10 protein-coding genes are annotated in these 14,777 nt (G+C 48.8%); all 10 read right to left on the reverse strand.

Features of this window, described 5'->3' with window-relative positions; translation table 11 throughout:
- Window positions 1-65: 65 nt before the first annotated feature.
- A complete protein-coding gene (locus tag ACFQZE_RS11945) occupies window positions 66-2,747 on the reverse strand; it encodes a beta-galactosidase (RefSeq protein ID WP_379357124.1) in 2,682 nt (893 codons plus the stop codon).
- Window positions 2,744-3,889 (reverse strand): glycoside hydrolase family 88 protein, encoded by a 1,146-nt coding sequence (locus tag ACFQZE_RS11950; protein ID WP_379357126.1) that lies wholly within the window; start codon window positions 3,887-3,889, stop codon window positions 2,744-2,746. Before ACFQZE_RS11950 ends, ACFQZE_RS11945 begins: the two co-directional genes overlap by 4 nt.
- Window positions 3,890-4,053: 164 nt before the next feature.
- On the reverse strand, window positions 4,054-5,634 hold the full coding sequence (locus ACFQZE_RS11955) for a response regulator (RefSeq protein ID WP_379357128.1): 1,581 nt from the start codon (window positions 5,632-5,634) through the stop codon (window positions 4,054-4,056).
- Between the two features lie 14 nt (window positions 5,635-5,648).
- The gene (locus ACFQZE_RS11960; protein WP_379357130.1) at window positions 5,649-7,373 is read right to left on the reverse strand and encodes a sensor histidine kinase; all 1,725 of its coding nucleotides are present in this window, start codon (window positions 7,371-7,373) and stop codon (window positions 5,649-5,651) included.
- Window positions 7,374-7,489: 116 nt separating this feature from the next.
- The gene (locus ACFQZE_RS11965; protein ID WP_379357133.1) at window positions 7,490-8,860 is read right to left on the reverse strand and encodes an ABC transporter substrate-binding protein; all 1,371 of its coding nucleotides are present in this window, start codon (window positions 8,858-8,860) and stop codon (window positions 7,490-7,492) included.
- 148 nt (window positions 8,861-9,008) lie between these two features.
- Entirely contained in the window at window positions 9,009-9,845 is an 837-nt protein-coding gene (locus tag ACFQZE_RS11970) for a carbohydrate ABC transporter permease (RefSeq protein ID WP_379357135.1), read from the reverse strand.
- Window positions 9,846-9,860: 15 nt separating this feature from the next.
- Window positions 9,861-10,799: a carbohydrate ABC transporter permease gene (locus ACFQZE_RS11975; RefSeq protein WP_379357137.1), complete on the reverse strand. Its 939-nt coding sequence runs from the start codon at window positions 10,797-10,799 to the stop codon at window positions 9,861-9,863.
- Window positions 10,800-10,933: 134 nt separating this feature from the next.
- Entirely contained in the window at window positions 10,934-13,003 is a 2,070-nt protein-coding gene (locus tag ACFQZE_RS11980; RefSeq protein WP_379357139.1) for an alginate lyase family protein, read from the reverse strand.
- A gap of 127 nt (window positions 13,004-13,130) precedes the next feature.
- On the reverse strand, window positions 13,131-13,895 hold the full coding sequence (gene kduD / locus ACFQZE_RS11985; RefSeq protein ID WP_379357141.1) for a 2-dehydro-3-deoxy-D-gluconate 5-dehydrogenase KduD: 765 nt from the start codon (window positions 13,893-13,895) through the stop codon (window positions 13,131-13,133).
- 17 nt (window positions 13,896-13,912) lie between these two features.
- Complete coding sequence (kduI, locus tag ACFQZE_RS11990) at window positions 13,913-14,743, reverse strand: 5-dehydro-4-deoxy-D-glucuronate isomerase (protein ID WP_379357143.1); 831 nt, start codon at window positions 14,741-14,743, stop codon at window positions 13,913-13,915.
- Between the last annotated feature and the right edge of the window lie 34 nt (window positions 14,744-14,777).

Raw genomic sequence — 14,777 nt, forward strand, 5'->3', positions numbered from 1 at the left:
ACCGGATTAGCTCTTGCAAGCTTGCGCTTTTCCAAGCTGCATCCGGTACACACCCTCTAAACCTATTAAATGACGAATAGCTTTACTTGATGGGGCACATTGCCTAACTCATCGAAAATGAGCAGTTCGTTCTTCTCTTTTAAAATATCTGCCGGAATTTTGTAAAATTGCTGCGGCCCAATTCCCCAGTAGCGTCCGATACAAAAGCCGTTAACCCATACCGTTCCTTTAGCCATGCCCCCAAGGAAAAGCTTTAGCTTGCAGCCCCCCTGCTGGGCCTCGCTGCCAGTCCAGCGGAAGACCGATCTCCACCAGCCCGGATATATATCCCTTTCAGCCTGAGCTTGCCTGTGCTTGGAAAGCTCCCCTGCTTCCTGCCAACCCTGTACTTTATGAGGCAAAGCGGCAGGCATCGTTGTCCAATCATGCAGCTCCCGGCTGCTATGAAAAACGTATAGACAAAGCTTAGGAATGGAGGTTAACCCTTCCGCATCCAGCTCCAGCTCATTTATGCCGGTCTTAAGAAGCGCTGTTGCATCGGCCACACCGAAAGGCGCATCATGGCGATTCCATGCTGTATCATTTTGATAAAAGAGCGGAACAGGCTCGCCATTCAGCTGTAGTCGGGACAAACCGTAACCGACCACAATCGCCCGATCATACTCCCGCTCGTTCAGCCACGATTTGTATAGTCCAATTCTGCCCTCTATTTCAGGAAGGTGATGCAAACAATGACTGCGGCCTATGCCTTCCACCCGCCATCCTTCCATAAGACTTATTCGACGGCCGTCCAAAGCGGGCGCTGCGCTTAATCCTTTTGGCTCGCCCAACGTTTGCGTAAAGTTGTAGCGCCCCATATTTTGTGACCACACCTGTATCACATTGCGTCCTTGGGCTAAGTCGACGTCCATGCAGGCAGCGCCAATTTCCTCGGTCTGACCCGCATATACACCGTTTATATACACTTGCGCCGGGTCCTCCAGCCTTGGAAACAGCAGCGAGCGAGTCCCCCCTTGTTCCACTGTAAGCTCCGTTTCGTACAGCAAATGACCGCTCCATTGTCCAAACGAGCTGAAATCAAGCGGCGCTTGCGCCGAAAGTCCTTCCGTCTTGTAAACTTCGGGGTTCTCTTTCGCATAATGCCAGCCTCCCAGCTCAGGTGCAGAGGGAACGTTTGCGCGAGCTATGCTTTGCACTCCCGTTTCCTCTACGGCCTCACGGTTGGTGACATGAAGTTTTAACAGTACCCGCCCTTCGGAATAAAGCGAAATCGTCTGCGCCTCCTGGCCATGGAACAGCTTAAGATACAAATTTCCATCCTCCAGCCTGCATGCCTGCTGCGGCAGAGGGCATTCGACTTCATAGCTCCGTAGCCCGTTCATATTTAAAATAAGCGAAGATCGTTGCCCGAGCTCATGATAAATAGTACCGCTGCCATCATGGAAGCCGAGTGTAAAACCTGTAAGCGCATCGATTACAAGGCTTTCCCCGGAAGGAGCCTGACAAATCTCTACCCCCGATACTACAGGCAAAATACTATCCGCCTCTACCGTGATATCAGCAAGCACAGGCAGCTTGCCAAATTGCGCTCTTCCGCTTTTCCTCTCCGATTGAGTATTGCTGATAAAATGTATGCTTCCTTGTGAATGGCTTAACGTGGTGCCTGCAAACGATTTGCCGAGCGCAATGTGGCAAGCTGCACTCTCTGCTTCGGTCAATACGGCTTCCATCCAATTCACAAACGAGTGAAACCGCTGGATCGTCTTATATTTAGGTTTAGGCTCCAAATATTCCCCCAGCGGAGCATCGTAATCGTAAGATGTAATCATAAAAGTATGCTCGCCTATCGTACGGCCTGCCCAATGATCAAAATTAGTGCCGCCAAAAAACATATAGTAATTAATAGCCGTAAAGCCTGATTGCAGCAGCTCGTAACAAGCGCGTTCCAGCATCGGCGCCGTCTTTTGGCTGGCGCTGGCTCCGCCCCACTCTTCGAACCAGCCGATCCAAAACTCAAGCACCCCTTTGGGCTGATCTGCAAATCGCTCCTCTAGTATGCGGGCATGCCCCGCAGCGTCGGACCAAAAATTCCGGAACTCTACTGCTCCTTCAACCCCGCCATAGCACGTAATAAGCGGAACGTTGATTCCTCTGGCAAGCAAACCGTCCCGCAAGTACTCCATATAAGCCTTGTCCGGCTTTCCATAAGCCTGAAACTCGTTTTCTACCTGAACCATAATAACTGTACCGCCAGCAGTAATCTGATGTTTAGCAATCCGAGGCACGATTTCATCCCAGTACCGATCCACATGAGTCAAAAACGGCTTATTCATGGTCCGCAGTTGAATGCCCTCTTCCGCAGACAACCACCATGGCAGACCGCCAAAATCCCATTCCGCGCAAATGTACGGTCCCGGACGCACAATGACGTACAAATCACGCTCAGCGCATAAGGCAAAAAAATGCTCCAAATCTTTGTCTCCGGTAAAATTCCAGTTGCCGCGAGATTCCTCATGCCAATTCCAAGGAACATAAGTTTCCACCGTGTTGCAGCCTGCCAGCTTCACCTTATCAAGCAGCTCCGCCCATTCGCCTCGCGTTAAACGGAAATAATGAACGGCTGCCGAACGGATAAACAAACGCCGGCCCTTAATGATCCAGCTATGCCGATCATATTGCACTAACTCCTGCTGAACGTGATTATGGAAGCCGACATTTGCTTGATCTCGCTCCATTCCGCTGCTCATGCCCCTTCCTCCTTATTGCGCAGCTCGTACCAATATCCACGAATACCACGTTCCATTCGCATTAACGCCTCTAGGTAAAAATAATCGCCCCAAATGGTGAAATCATCCGGAGCCAGATTGCCTCTGACATAATAAGAGCCATGCTTCAACAGCCCCTGTGCCGAAGGATCTCCCTTTGTGGAATATTGCTCAATCAACGAATCTACGGAACCGTTCAGCCCGCTGCGCAGTTCCGGTACAGCTTGATCCTCCGGCGATAGAAGGTCCAGCAGCTCCTGCAAGCCCGCCGCAACAATGGACGAAGCGGAGCTGTCCCGGTACGTGCTCCCATCAACCGGTGCATTAAAATCCCAGTACGCCACATGATCGCCCGGCAAATGACGCAGGAAATAAAGGGCCATCCGCTTTGAGGTTTCCAAATAAACGGGATCGCCCGTATAACGATAGGCAAGCGCAAAGCCATACACTCCCCATGCTTGGCCTCTTGTCCACGTAGAGCCGTTGCTGTATCCCTGATGGGTTGTGCCGCCAATCGGCTCGCCATTTTCCACATTAAAAACAAAGGTGTGATACGAGCTGTCGTCCCCTCGCACAACGTAACGGCGTGTCAGATTCGCTTGCTGGATAGCAACCTGGCGATAGCGCTCCTTCCCAGTCTCCTCCGCCGCCCAGAAGAGCAGCGGCAAATTGAGCAGGCAATCGATAATGATGCGTCCGCCTTGCTGCTCATCTCCGGCAGGCCCCCAAGCTTGAATGTACTGTCCGCCTTCTCTCCAGCGCTCCAGCAGCTTGTCGGCTGCCTGAATAGCCAGTTCCTTTGCCGATGGATCGTGAGTAACGATCCATTCGGCCTTGGCCGATAAGGAATATAAAAAGCCTATATCATGATGGTCCAGCACGACATTATGCTCCATTCTCCGGCGGAAGCTTTCCGTCGCTTGACGCGCAGCGTCTAAAAAAATACGTTTACCGCTGTATTCATAACAAAGCCACAGCATGCCAGGCCAAAATCCATTTGTCCAGTCCTCATTGTCAATAAGCTCATACCTTCCGCCATTCCCAATGTGAGGAAATTTCCCGTTGTATTCCTCTATATTTCTTTCAATCCGTCCCATTGCATCCTCAATCGCCAGCTTTCTCATCGCGGTTACCTCCTCAAGCTCGTTGCTAGCCGGTGCTAGTCATTGCTATTTATGGCTAGTCGCTGCTTGCATTGTACCTTGGGGGGATAAATTGACCTAGAGTGTATTTTTGTTTCCATGTGCACTATTTTGATTTGATAGAAAAAAAGCCCGAGAGCCGGATCTTATTTATCCCGATACTCTCTAGGCGTTGTTCCCATATATTTTTTGAACACTTTGGAAAAGTACGTGCGATCCGAGTATCCCAGCTTTAGCGCAACCATCTCCACCGACTCTTCCCGCTGCTCCAACAGCCGGGCGGCAACCTGCATCTTGTGACGATGCAAATAATCGGTAAAGTTTTCACCCGTCAATCTTTTAAAATAGCGGGAAAAATAGCTGGGATTCAAACATAAATAGTTAGCAGCATCGATGGATGTAATATTGTCAAAAAGATGGTCTGCGATGTAATGATCAATCTCTTGCAGCTTCGGCTCCTTATTAACCGTTCCGCCGGCTGTCTCCCGCATCCGAAGCAGACGCTCCATGCGCCAGCTCAGCATCTCCATCGTATCCTCCAGCGTCACCGTTTGCTGAAGGCATTTATAAAATTGCTCATTTACACTATGCGGCGCATACTGAAGCTCAAGCAGACGCAGCAATTGTACAGCAAATTGGAGCCATTCAGCCGGATCGATAGAGCGGGAACGGGCGGTATCCCTCATTCGCTGAATACCTAACAACAGCTTGACAGGGTCTCCCTCGCGAACCGCCTCTTCGATATCATGCTTGTTTTGGTCCAAAAATGCTCCTAGCGGATAGAAAAAGCCTTCCCGCTTGTACCCTTTCCACGGAAGCAACCCGCCCGGCATATAATAGGCCTGCTCTTTCATGCAAACAAGCTGCTTATAGGCAGTACCGATACCGCTTGCTTCCAGCTTGCCGGGACCGCACAGCATTCGGATGCGCACTCCTAAATATTGGCTGCACCGCTCGCTAACTTCTGTTAAATAAGACTGCATGCGCTGCTCGTAGTTGATCGTTAAGGACGGACGATAATTTTGAAGGGCGACTATGGCTGAGCCATCGTCAAAAACAGTTAAGCCCTCATACGTTTTAGCTACTTCTCCTGCAATATTGTAAATAGAATAACGGATGAGATCGATATCCTTCGCTTCGTAACGAGGCAATAATGACGCGTACTCTGGCAGGCCAAGCGCTAGCATATACGAAGGATAGTTCCATCCAATCCCGAGCCTCTTGGCAGCTGCGATATGCGCCGCTACATCGCCGCCCTTCATCATTTGCCTGAACAATGATAGCTTTAATACGTCGGCATTGCGAATTAAATCCTCGCGGTAGGAGGCTTGATCAGGCAAATGCGCCGCTGACCGAATGCTCTGCACACATTTCAGCAAACTCTCCTCCAACTGCTCCGGCGTCAACTCGTCCTTGATCAGATAATCGTTTGCGTTTAATGACAAAGCCTGTTTCGCATAGTAGAAATCTTCATGGCATGTCAAAAATATGATGCGCGTCTCCGGCCGCTGCTGCTTAAACTCTGCGGCAAGCTCCAAACCGCTCATCTTAGGCAGACCAATATCCGAAATGACAATGTCCGGCTGCAGTTCCTTAAAGAGCTGAATCGCCTTAACACTGGAATACGTATCCCCGCATATATGCAGGCCAAGCTCTCCCCAATTAATCAACTGCCGCAAATATTTCAGCATGGGCACATCGTCGTCAATCAGCATCACTCTGTACATCCGTTTCTCGCCTCCTATCCGCTGCGGCTATCCTTAATTGGAATGGTCATATCCGCCATTATCCCGCCTTCGGGCAGGATCGACAATTGCATGGCAGCCTCTGAACCGTAGGCCAACTGCAAGCCCTGGTATACGCTAACCAAGCCTACTCGTTCATAAGAAGCATGCTGCGCAGCCTCTTCCGGCGTCAGCAGACTATTCAAACGGGCAAGTTTTTCTTTCGGCATTCCCGTCCCGTTATCCTTAAGCCTTAGACGAATGCTTTCTACCTCATCACGTACCTGTAAGCGGACCTCGATCCAAATACAAGCTTCCTCCTCCAGGTCAGCAAAGCCATGGACAATCGCGTTTTCCACGAGCGGTTGAAGCAGAAGCTTTGGCATACTCGCCTCTTCCAAACTCGTTGGAATATCAATCACACATTGTATTTGTTTATCATTGCGCATTTCCATAATTTCAATATAATGAAGCAGCAGCTGGCATTCCTTTTTTAAAGTCGACGGCTCATGAACTTTCATATACGCGCGCAGCAAGCTCATTAAAGCGTCAATCTTCATGCTGTGCTTGCGGTCTTGCTGCAAAGCTAAGCTGCATTTGATCGAGTTTAGCGTATTCAGCAAAAAATGCGGTCTAATTTTAGAAAAAATCGCCTGCATCTCCATAACCCGTTTCTGCTCCTGCTCCTGTTCGATATCGGAGATGAGCTGGTTGATCCGATCCAGCATATCGTTTAACGTTCTCCCAAGCTCATTGATTTCATCTTTGCCCTTCGCTGGGAAGCGCACCTTGAGATTGCCTTCTCCAAACTTCTTTGCAACCGCTTCCAACTTTCGGATAGGACGATGCAAGCCTCTAGCCATCAGCAGTGACAATAAGTAAAAGCAAGCAACAAATACAACGATCAAAAATGCGCTCGTATAAAACGTTTTGGACACTTGGCCAACGACATTTTTTTCTGGAATATCGTAAACCAGCCGCCAGTTTGTTCTGGAAATCGTCACTTCGCTCCGAACGGAGCTGTGCTGCTCGCGCTTCAAAAGAGAGGCGTCGCCCGCAATATAATCCCCGTTCTCATCCTGCAGAACAAAAGATCCCTCATTCGTCTGGGCAAACAAATTTTCAAAATAGGGCTTGTTAATGCCGATCACAATAGCTGCCAAAAACTCGTTGGTGCTGTTGTCTCGAATGGCTCGCGCAGCATAATAATACGTATTTTCGTCGCTTCCTTCATCATGCGCCATCCCCAGCCACTGGACCCGGCTATGCAGCGTGTCATCGAGGCGCACCTTTACTTGATCCCAGTGCTTCCCGAGATAAGCCATTCCTCCGGGGCTCTCCAACGAGGGAATAATAAACCCTTTCGGATTGACTAGAAACATATGCAGCTGCGAGTTCAGCGCCTTCATTGAAATGGGACTGAACTTGTCCTTCAGAGCTGTATACTGCTCGTAATCCGTATAGTTTTCAATACCTCTCATTTGAGAAAAGTATTGTAAGCGAGGACGCAAGGTCAGATCCTGAATCATAAAATCCGAAGCGAATACAAGATCGTCCACCGTCTTTGAAATATCCCGGCCCATCACATTGAGCGTTCCTTGATTGGAGGTAAGTATCTTGTCGATAATAGTAGCCTTCGTCATATGAAACGACAGAAGGGAAACCGCAATAATGGGCAGCAGCACCAAGGCCAGAAATGAAAGCTGGATGCGCCTGTAATAAGAAAATTGAAGCAGCTTCATCCCCATCCTCCTCTCTGCTCTACATTATATGGGCTTGGCTTTTCAATGAACAGGGAGAAGAAAGGGAAAAGGGAACACCCTATAGATGTTCCCTGGCGCTGCTTAGCGCGCCTTTCCTATTTCGTATTTTTCTGAATCACTTTATTGGCTTCGTCTACCATCCAGGCTTGAATTTCATCGGATGACTGGCTGCCAAGAATAAACTTGCTAAAGCCGTCGGTCAAAATTTGATCCAGCTCTTTATCATAAGATACGACTACGCTAGAAGCAGGCAACGGCTTAATTTCATCTGTAAATAACGTATACATCAAGGAATCTACATCGTACAGCTCTTTGTTCTCGCCGATCATGCGCTCTACAATCGGTTTTGCGTCGCCTTTTCTCCAGCCTGGCAGCTCAATGCGCGCTTCGCTCAGATTGGTAGAGATAAAGCGGGCAAACTTATACGCTTCCTGTTTGTATTTGGAGGTCTCGCCCACGGACAAGAAGTTGCCGCCAATATAAACGGAAGGATCGGCTCCTTTGGATGGCAATGGAACCGGAGCAACCGCAGTTTTAAACGTATGCGGATACTTTGTCGTATCTCCGATTTCGGAAATCATCCAGCTTCCTGTAAGCATCATAGCGGCTTTGCCGTCAAAAAATTCTGTACGGTATGCCAGCTTCGCTCCAATGACGTCCGAATACGGCTTGGCCGACTTGTCTTCCTTTTCCATCGCACGACGCAGGTCGAAGAAGGATTTAAAAGATGGATCAGAGAAGTTTGTTTTTCCTTCCTCCGTCAAGAACGGATGACGCATATTCACTTGAGCGACCGGGTTCATATACAATGGCCAGCTATGGAAATAAGCTCCGTATTGCTTAGTGCCGTTTTGATCCGTGGTCAGCTTCTTCGCATATTCGCGGAAGTCGTCCCAGGTCCAGTCAGCCTTCGGCACCGCTAGTCCGGCTGCATCGAGCGCGTCTTTGTTCAGCAAAATAAAGTTAGTCGTTGCATTTGTCTGAATGCCGTAATAATTGTCTTTCATCTTTGGATTAACCATATATTCTTCATCCGGCTTAATGCCGTCCGCTGTATAAAATTCATTCAAAGGAGCCAATACGCCGTTTTGCGCACGTGTAAATAGCTCGGTCGTGTTCGGGAATGCGATCAGATCAACCTGCTCCCCAGATGCGACAAGGAAATCCAGCTTCTTCATCGTTTCCAAGGAATTTCCCGGTACAAGCGCTACGGATTCCACTTTAATATTCGGGTTTTCCGCTTCAAATTGTTCAATGTATTTAGCCGTTGTTTGAGCCTGCACCTCGTTATCCCAGTTAAAATATTTAATCGTAACCTTCTCTTTAGATGGTGAATCGGTTCCATTCGTTGCCTCTGGCGATGCTGGCGAATTCGTACCTTTCGAGCTTGAGGATGAAGAACAGGCACCAAGTACCGAAACCGCGAGCAGCATTACGCATAGCAGTACTGTCCATTGCTTTTTCATGTTACATTCCCCCTGAGGATTCTTTTGTAAGCAGTTGTTAGCGATTACATTAATGATTATATAATTGGCCCTTGCAGTGCGGTGTGTACAATTTGCTTCTTTTCGTGCAATGATTTGACTTTTTAAAAGAAGGAGAAGGGCCTTGGAGCTAGCCCTTTACACCGCCTAACGAAATGCCTTTAATGACATGTTTTTGCAGTAAAATAAAGACGATGACGAGCGGAATAATGGCGGATAAAGAGGCCATCATCAGAACGGCGAAATTGTCCGCATAATCGTCGCGGAACAGCTGAATGCCAAGCGTGATCGGGTACAGCTTCTTATCCAGCAGGAAGATCAGCGGATTTTGGTAATCGTTCCAGGTCCAAATAAATTTGATAATGCCCACCGTCGCCAAAATCGGTTTGCACAGCGGTAAAATAATTTTCCAAAAGATCGTGAAATAACCGGCGCCGTCTATTTTGGCAGCTTCGATAAAATCGTTATGAATGCTCGCCATAAACTGACGCATTAGAAACGTAAAGTAGATCGAAAACATTCCCATTACGACTAGACCGGTATGCGTATTATACAAGCCTAACCACTTCATCAATAGAAAACGCGGCACTAAAGTGGCTTGCTCCGGGATAATCATAAAGGAAAGCAGCAAGCCAAAGATGAGGCCTCGTCCTTTAAAGTGAAGCTTTGTAAAAGCAAATGCAGCCATGGAGCATATGACCATAGTAGCCAATGTCATCATAATGGACAACTTTAATGAATTGAAGTAGAACAGGTAGAATGGCACATTTTCCATCCATACCGCTTTAAAGTTCCCGATTACATTCCATTGCTGAGGTATCCACTGGATCGGGAAAGACATAACATCCTTCTCAAATTTAAAGGCGGCAGACATCATCCAAATGAGCGGCACTAGAAAGATAACCGAGAAGGCACCCATCAACACCGTCGATATGAGCTTTACGAGCTTTGTTTTTTTCGTATGCATTGGTACGCCTCCTCCCTAGTCTTGTGCAAAGCGTTTTTGGAACAGCCATGTCAGTAAAGTAAGCACTCCCACAATCATAAAGAGCAGCCAGGACAAGGCTGACGCATACCCCATGCGGAAATTTTGGAATCCTTCCTCGTAAATCCGGTATACGAGCACCGTCGATGAATTAAACGGCCCGCCTGCTGTGAGGAATGCCACAAGATCAAATACTTTAAAGGATCCGATCAGCAATGTAATAAATAGAAACGTTGTAGTTGGTGCAAGCAGCGGCAGTGTAATCTTATAAAACTTTTGCAAGCTGCTTGCACCGTCTATGCTGGCTGCCTCATACATTTCATCGGGAATATTCGTCATGCCGGCCAGATAAATGATGATAATATAGCCTACAATTGACCAAATCGCGATAATGGCAATCGATAATAGCGAAAAGTCCGGGTCTGCCAGCCACATTGGCGGCTCCTGAATGCCGACCGACATCAAAAAGCGATTAATAGGCCCCTCTGACGGATGATATAGCGCGCTCCATACGGCGCCAATCGCAATAATAGAAGAAATGTACGGAATAAAAAATGCCACTTTAAAAAAGCTTTGGAAATACACGCGATTGTGAATAATAACTGCCAGAATCAAGGATAAAATCATGCCGATCGGTACCGTCATTACGGTATAAATCAAGTTGTTGCGCAATGCCATATGAACCTTTTCGTCCGCCAGCATTTCCTTAAAATTATCAAGTCCGACAAACTTTACGCTTGATAGCCCTCCCATCAAGTTCCACTCGCTAAAGCTTAAGTAAAGAGAGAAAAAAACAGGGAAAACATACAGCAATAATATTCCGATCAATTCCGGTCCAAGAAACAGCCAGCCGAATAGAGCTTCCTTGCGGCTGTTGCTCCAGTATCGGCGGCTTGAAGCCGCTCTCGCTTCCGTTGTTCGTTTGCTTACTTCCATCGCTCTCACCTCATCGGCCTTGTTGTAGACTTATATTACGGCACAGACGGATGGGTAACAGGCAACAATTCTGACTGAAACGTGCATTTTTTTGACCTGTCGATAAGATCGTTCATTGAACTCAAATAGTAAGGCTATTTCATGACGCAAGCTTGATCTTCCATTCCCTCCCGCTCGCGTACCCACAGCACTTCTCCCGTCATCTGATGACCGGCAAATTGATAGCTCTGCGGTCCTTGTCTGGAAATGACTACGTTGTCCGTAGCACCGTCGCCCCTCTTCACGGCAAAGCCGATCGCCCGCTCTGGGGGAAGCCGATGCTCATTCTTCCAGCAAACTTCCAGCGGCAAAACCGCTATGTCCGGCTGTTTCGAGCCGGTAAAGAAGCCAAGCACCGTAATTAAAGTTGTATACGCGCCTTCCGCCTCTGACTCAGCCCCTACTATTATTTTGCGAGACAACGTTTTTTCATTGTAATGTCTTGAAATCCAGCACTTCTCTTCCTTTATCGCTGATGCAGAGCCTGCGGCTAATAGAAACAGATTGGTGCCGTGGTCGAAAGCAGTAACGATGAGCCCCTTATCCTTCTTATGCAGAAGCGGTGTATGCTCCGCAAAATGAAAGTGGGCCCCATAGCGATGCTCCCCTGAAGAACAAAAAGTATCTACAAGTATCCAGTAATCATCCTTGATATATATAACTTGTCTGCTCACAGCTACAGGGGAATCAAGCCCCCAGTAGCCGTCATGCCCCGCCTCCGCGTAGTCGTAAGCGTGATTGCTTATGAACTGTGCATTTGTGGGCACTGCCGGACGCCCCCATGTCCATGTATCGATATAAGCGGTCGCCGCGAGCCCGTCAACCGATAACGTGTTGTGCTGAAGAGACGGTTTAAAATACTGCCGCTCTTCCCCCTCCTTGTACGTATAACGACCTGTATCAATGAGAAACTCCCGTCCTCCTCCATGAAGCTCTATATGGAGCAGATCATCATGTCCGTGACCGGAAGTAGCCAGATGGCCCCCGTCCATAAGCAGATAATGGTCGTCCCTCCCCCAGCCTGAACGCATAATCATTAAGCCGGAGGTTTGGAGTGAAGTGGAGGTATAGGAAGGCAGCTCGCCAGTTAGGCTGGAATAAAGAGCGGCGCCTTCAGCCCCAAAATACCACAGGCTGTCATAATCCAATTCATCATAGGAAAGCCCCTTTAAATCGTTACGCCCAAACAAAAGCGCGCCCTGACACCATTTGTCACGAACATCCACATCGTCGCTATCGCTGAGCATCGGCTGCCTGCGGCTTGGAGTCGCTATCGCTACAGAAGCGTCGAGCATCCTCTCCAGCTTATTTAGAAGGAAAGCAGGCAGCATGGAGCCATTCAGCTTGCCAAGCAGCGCTGCCTCAAACAGATGATGCAGCACCTCATGATGGTACTGCGGCGACTGCTCCGAATGAAAACCATCGCTGGGCAGCTGCGAAGCGGCCATCTCCTCCATCCGCTTCACTGCGGTCGCTTTCCAGCTTTCCGCTTCGGCCAACGACGGATACATCATTCCGATTTGGTAAAGTCCGTTGGCTGAAATAAATCCCCAATTGCTTTGTATATCAAACGCATTGTAGGCCATGCTCAAAAATGCGCCATGCCGTTCCGCCTGCCCGGCAAGAAGGGGCTCCAGCTCCTCGCGTTCCGCTTGCCATGCATCGGAAGTGGATACGCAAGCGTACCCCTTTAGCCAATTCGTAAAACGAAGCGAAGCGTCAATTCGACGCCAGCGCGAATTGATGTGGAAGCCCTGCTCTTTGCTTGCCTCCATTTCTTCATGACCGAGCGTATTATGTTTGCACCAGTCGCGGAGCAAGGAAATATAAGCGCGTGCATAGTTTTCATCTCCCGTCAGCCAATAGGCCTGGCCAAGATCCTTCATATAACCCATACGATTGAGCATATACGTCCATTCGGCGTCTCCTTTGTGCACATACCCCCAGTCCATTCCACTCGCAAATGAGATTTCTTCCGGGCAGGGCTCCATATCCCAACGGGATGTAAATACGAATGTGCCCGATGCGGCCAATTCCGCTCTTCTCATCACTTCCGCTGCCTCCTCCGGCCAGCGCTGCAGGCATGCTTTTGCAATAAAATCCCGGGATTCAGGGGACCAAAAAAATCGAGGCGAATTTTCATTTTTGCTAATATGTTTAGACACTGTTGCATTCTCCTCTATGGTTTGATTGTTTTAAAAAAGGAGGGCCAGTCCACAGCTACCGCTGAAAACTCGCCCTCCCTTCTCCTATCTCGCATATGATGACAGTATTTTACCTATAATCCTATTGCTAGCGCGCCAGCCAGCCTCCATCCACAGCGAGAATATGTCCGTTCACATAATCCGAAGCTGCAGATGCCAAAAATACGGCTGCACCCGCCAAATCGCTGGCATCGCCCCAGCGCCCGGCCGGAATACGGCTCACAATAGATGAATTGCGGGCGGCATCGTCACGAATTGCTTGCGTGTTGGCCGTTGCAATATAGCCTGGGGCAATTGCATTCACCTGCACATTGTGGCAAGCCCATTCATTAGCCAAAGATTTTGTAATGCCGGCAACCGCATGCTTGCTCGCTGTATAAGCCGGCACCAAAATTCCGCCTTGAAACGATAACAGAGAAGCAATGTTAATGATCTTGCCCCCCTTGCGGTCCACCATGCCGCGGCCAGCGAGCTGACAGAGCTGGAACACGGCATGCAAGTTGACGTTAAGCACCTCATGCCACTTGCTTTGATCGTAGTCCAAAGCAGGCTCGCGCCAGATGATTCCCGCATTGTTTACTAATATATCAACCTGCTTGTCGCCTACCTGCTGCCGGTAGCTCTCTGCGATGTTATCGAGATCGCTCAGGTCGATAATGACCTCTTGCGAGCTCCCTCCCGTCTCGGCAATCCGGGCAGCGGTCTCTTCCATATTGCTGCGATGCCCGAGCAGGAGAAGGTTCGCTCCCGCTTCAGCAAGGCCGACCGCAATCGCTTGACCGATGCCGGAGGCGGCGCCTGTGACAAGCGCTGTTTTGCCAGCCAACGAAAATGGCCCCATATATCCGCTCATGTCAGCAACTCCTTTTCTTATTTCAGTACCTTCATATCAACAACATCCATATCGGTAAACGTATAATTTTCCCCTGCCATCGCCCAAATAAAAGAATAGCTGCCTGTGCCGACACCGGAATGAATCGACCATGCCGGAGAAATAACGCCCTGCTCGTTTTTGACAATCAGATGTCTCGTTTCTTCCGGCTTGCCCATAAAATGGAACACACGCCCCTCTTCCGCCATATCAAAATAGAAATAAAGCTCACTGCGGCGATCATGGATATGTGCCGGCATCGTATTCCACATATTGTTAGGAGCAAGCAAGGTCATTCCCAGCATAAGCTGACAGCTCTCAATCCCTTCCGCATGAATATATTTATAAATGGTTCTTTCATTCGACTGTGCGATCGATCCGAGATGGGTTGGTGCTGCATCTGTAATCGCAACTTTGCGTGTCGGGCAAGCTCGATGAGCAGGCGTAGATACCAAATAAAATTTAGCAGGCGCTGCTGCGTCATCGCTGTGGAAGGTCACCTCTCTATGGCCTAGGCCGATATACAAGCAGTCTTTTGCCGCCAATGTATAGGTTTCGCCTTCAACTTTAACAGATCCCGGCGCTCCTACGTTAATGATGCCAATTTCACGGCGCTCCAAAAAGTAATCCGTTTTTAAAATATCCCCTGCCGCAAGCTTTAACGGCTCAGCTAGAGGTACGGCGCCACCCATGATCATACGATCCTCGTGAGAGTAACACATCTTCAGGCTGCCTGCTATCATTAAGCTTTCTACCAAATAATTTTCTCTTAGTTCCTCTGTTCCGTAATGCCGAACATCGCGAGGGTGAACTGCGTGTCTGATCTCCATTGCCGCCACTCCTTTGTCCCTTTTCCAACTACTA

The organism is Paenibacillus sp. GCM10027627, from assembly GCF_042675505.1.
Classification (GTDB): domain Bacteria; phylum Bacillota; class Bacilli; order Paenibacillales; family Paenibacillaceae; genus Pristimantibacillus.

Bases quoted from the DNA above. Each gene is read 5' to 3' on its own strand.
- ACFQZE_RS11975 (WP_379357137.1), bottom strand. From the start codon at position 10,799: ATGGAAGTAAGCAAACGAACAACGGAAGCGAGAGCGGCTTCAAGCCGC.
- ACFQZE_RS11960 (WP_379357130.1), bottom strand. From the start codon at position 7,373: ATGAAGCTGCTTCAATTTTCTTATTACAGGCGCATCCAGCTTTCATTT.
- ACFQZE_RS11955 (WP_379357128.1), bottom strand. From the start codon at position 5,634: ATGTACAGAGTGATGCTGATTGACGACGATGTGCCCATGCTGAAATAT.
- ACFQZE_RS11945 (WP_379357124.1), bottom strand. From the start codon at position 2,747: ATGAGCAGCGGAATGGAGCGAGATCAAGCAAATGTCGGCTTCCATAAT.
- ACFQZE_RS11950 (WP_379357126.1), bottom strand. From the start codon at position 3,889: ATGAGAAAGCTGGCGATTGAGGATGCAATGGGACGGATTGAAAGAAAT.
- ACFQZE_RS11970 (WP_379357135.1), bottom strand. From the start codon at position 9,845: ATGCATACGAAAAAAACAAAGCTCGTAAAGCTCATATCGACGGTGTTG.
- ACFQZE_RS11965 (WP_379357133.1), bottom strand. From the start codon at position 8,860: ATGAAAAAGCAATGGACAGTACTGCTATGCGTAATGCTGCTCGCGGTT.
- kduI (WP_379357143.1), bottom strand. From the start codon at position 14,743: ATGGAGATCAGACACGCAGTTCACCCTCGCGATGTTCGGCATTACGGA.
- kduD (WP_379357141.1), bottom strand. From the start codon at position 13,895: ATGAGCGGATATATGGGGCCATTTTCGTTGGCTGGCAAAACAGCGCTT.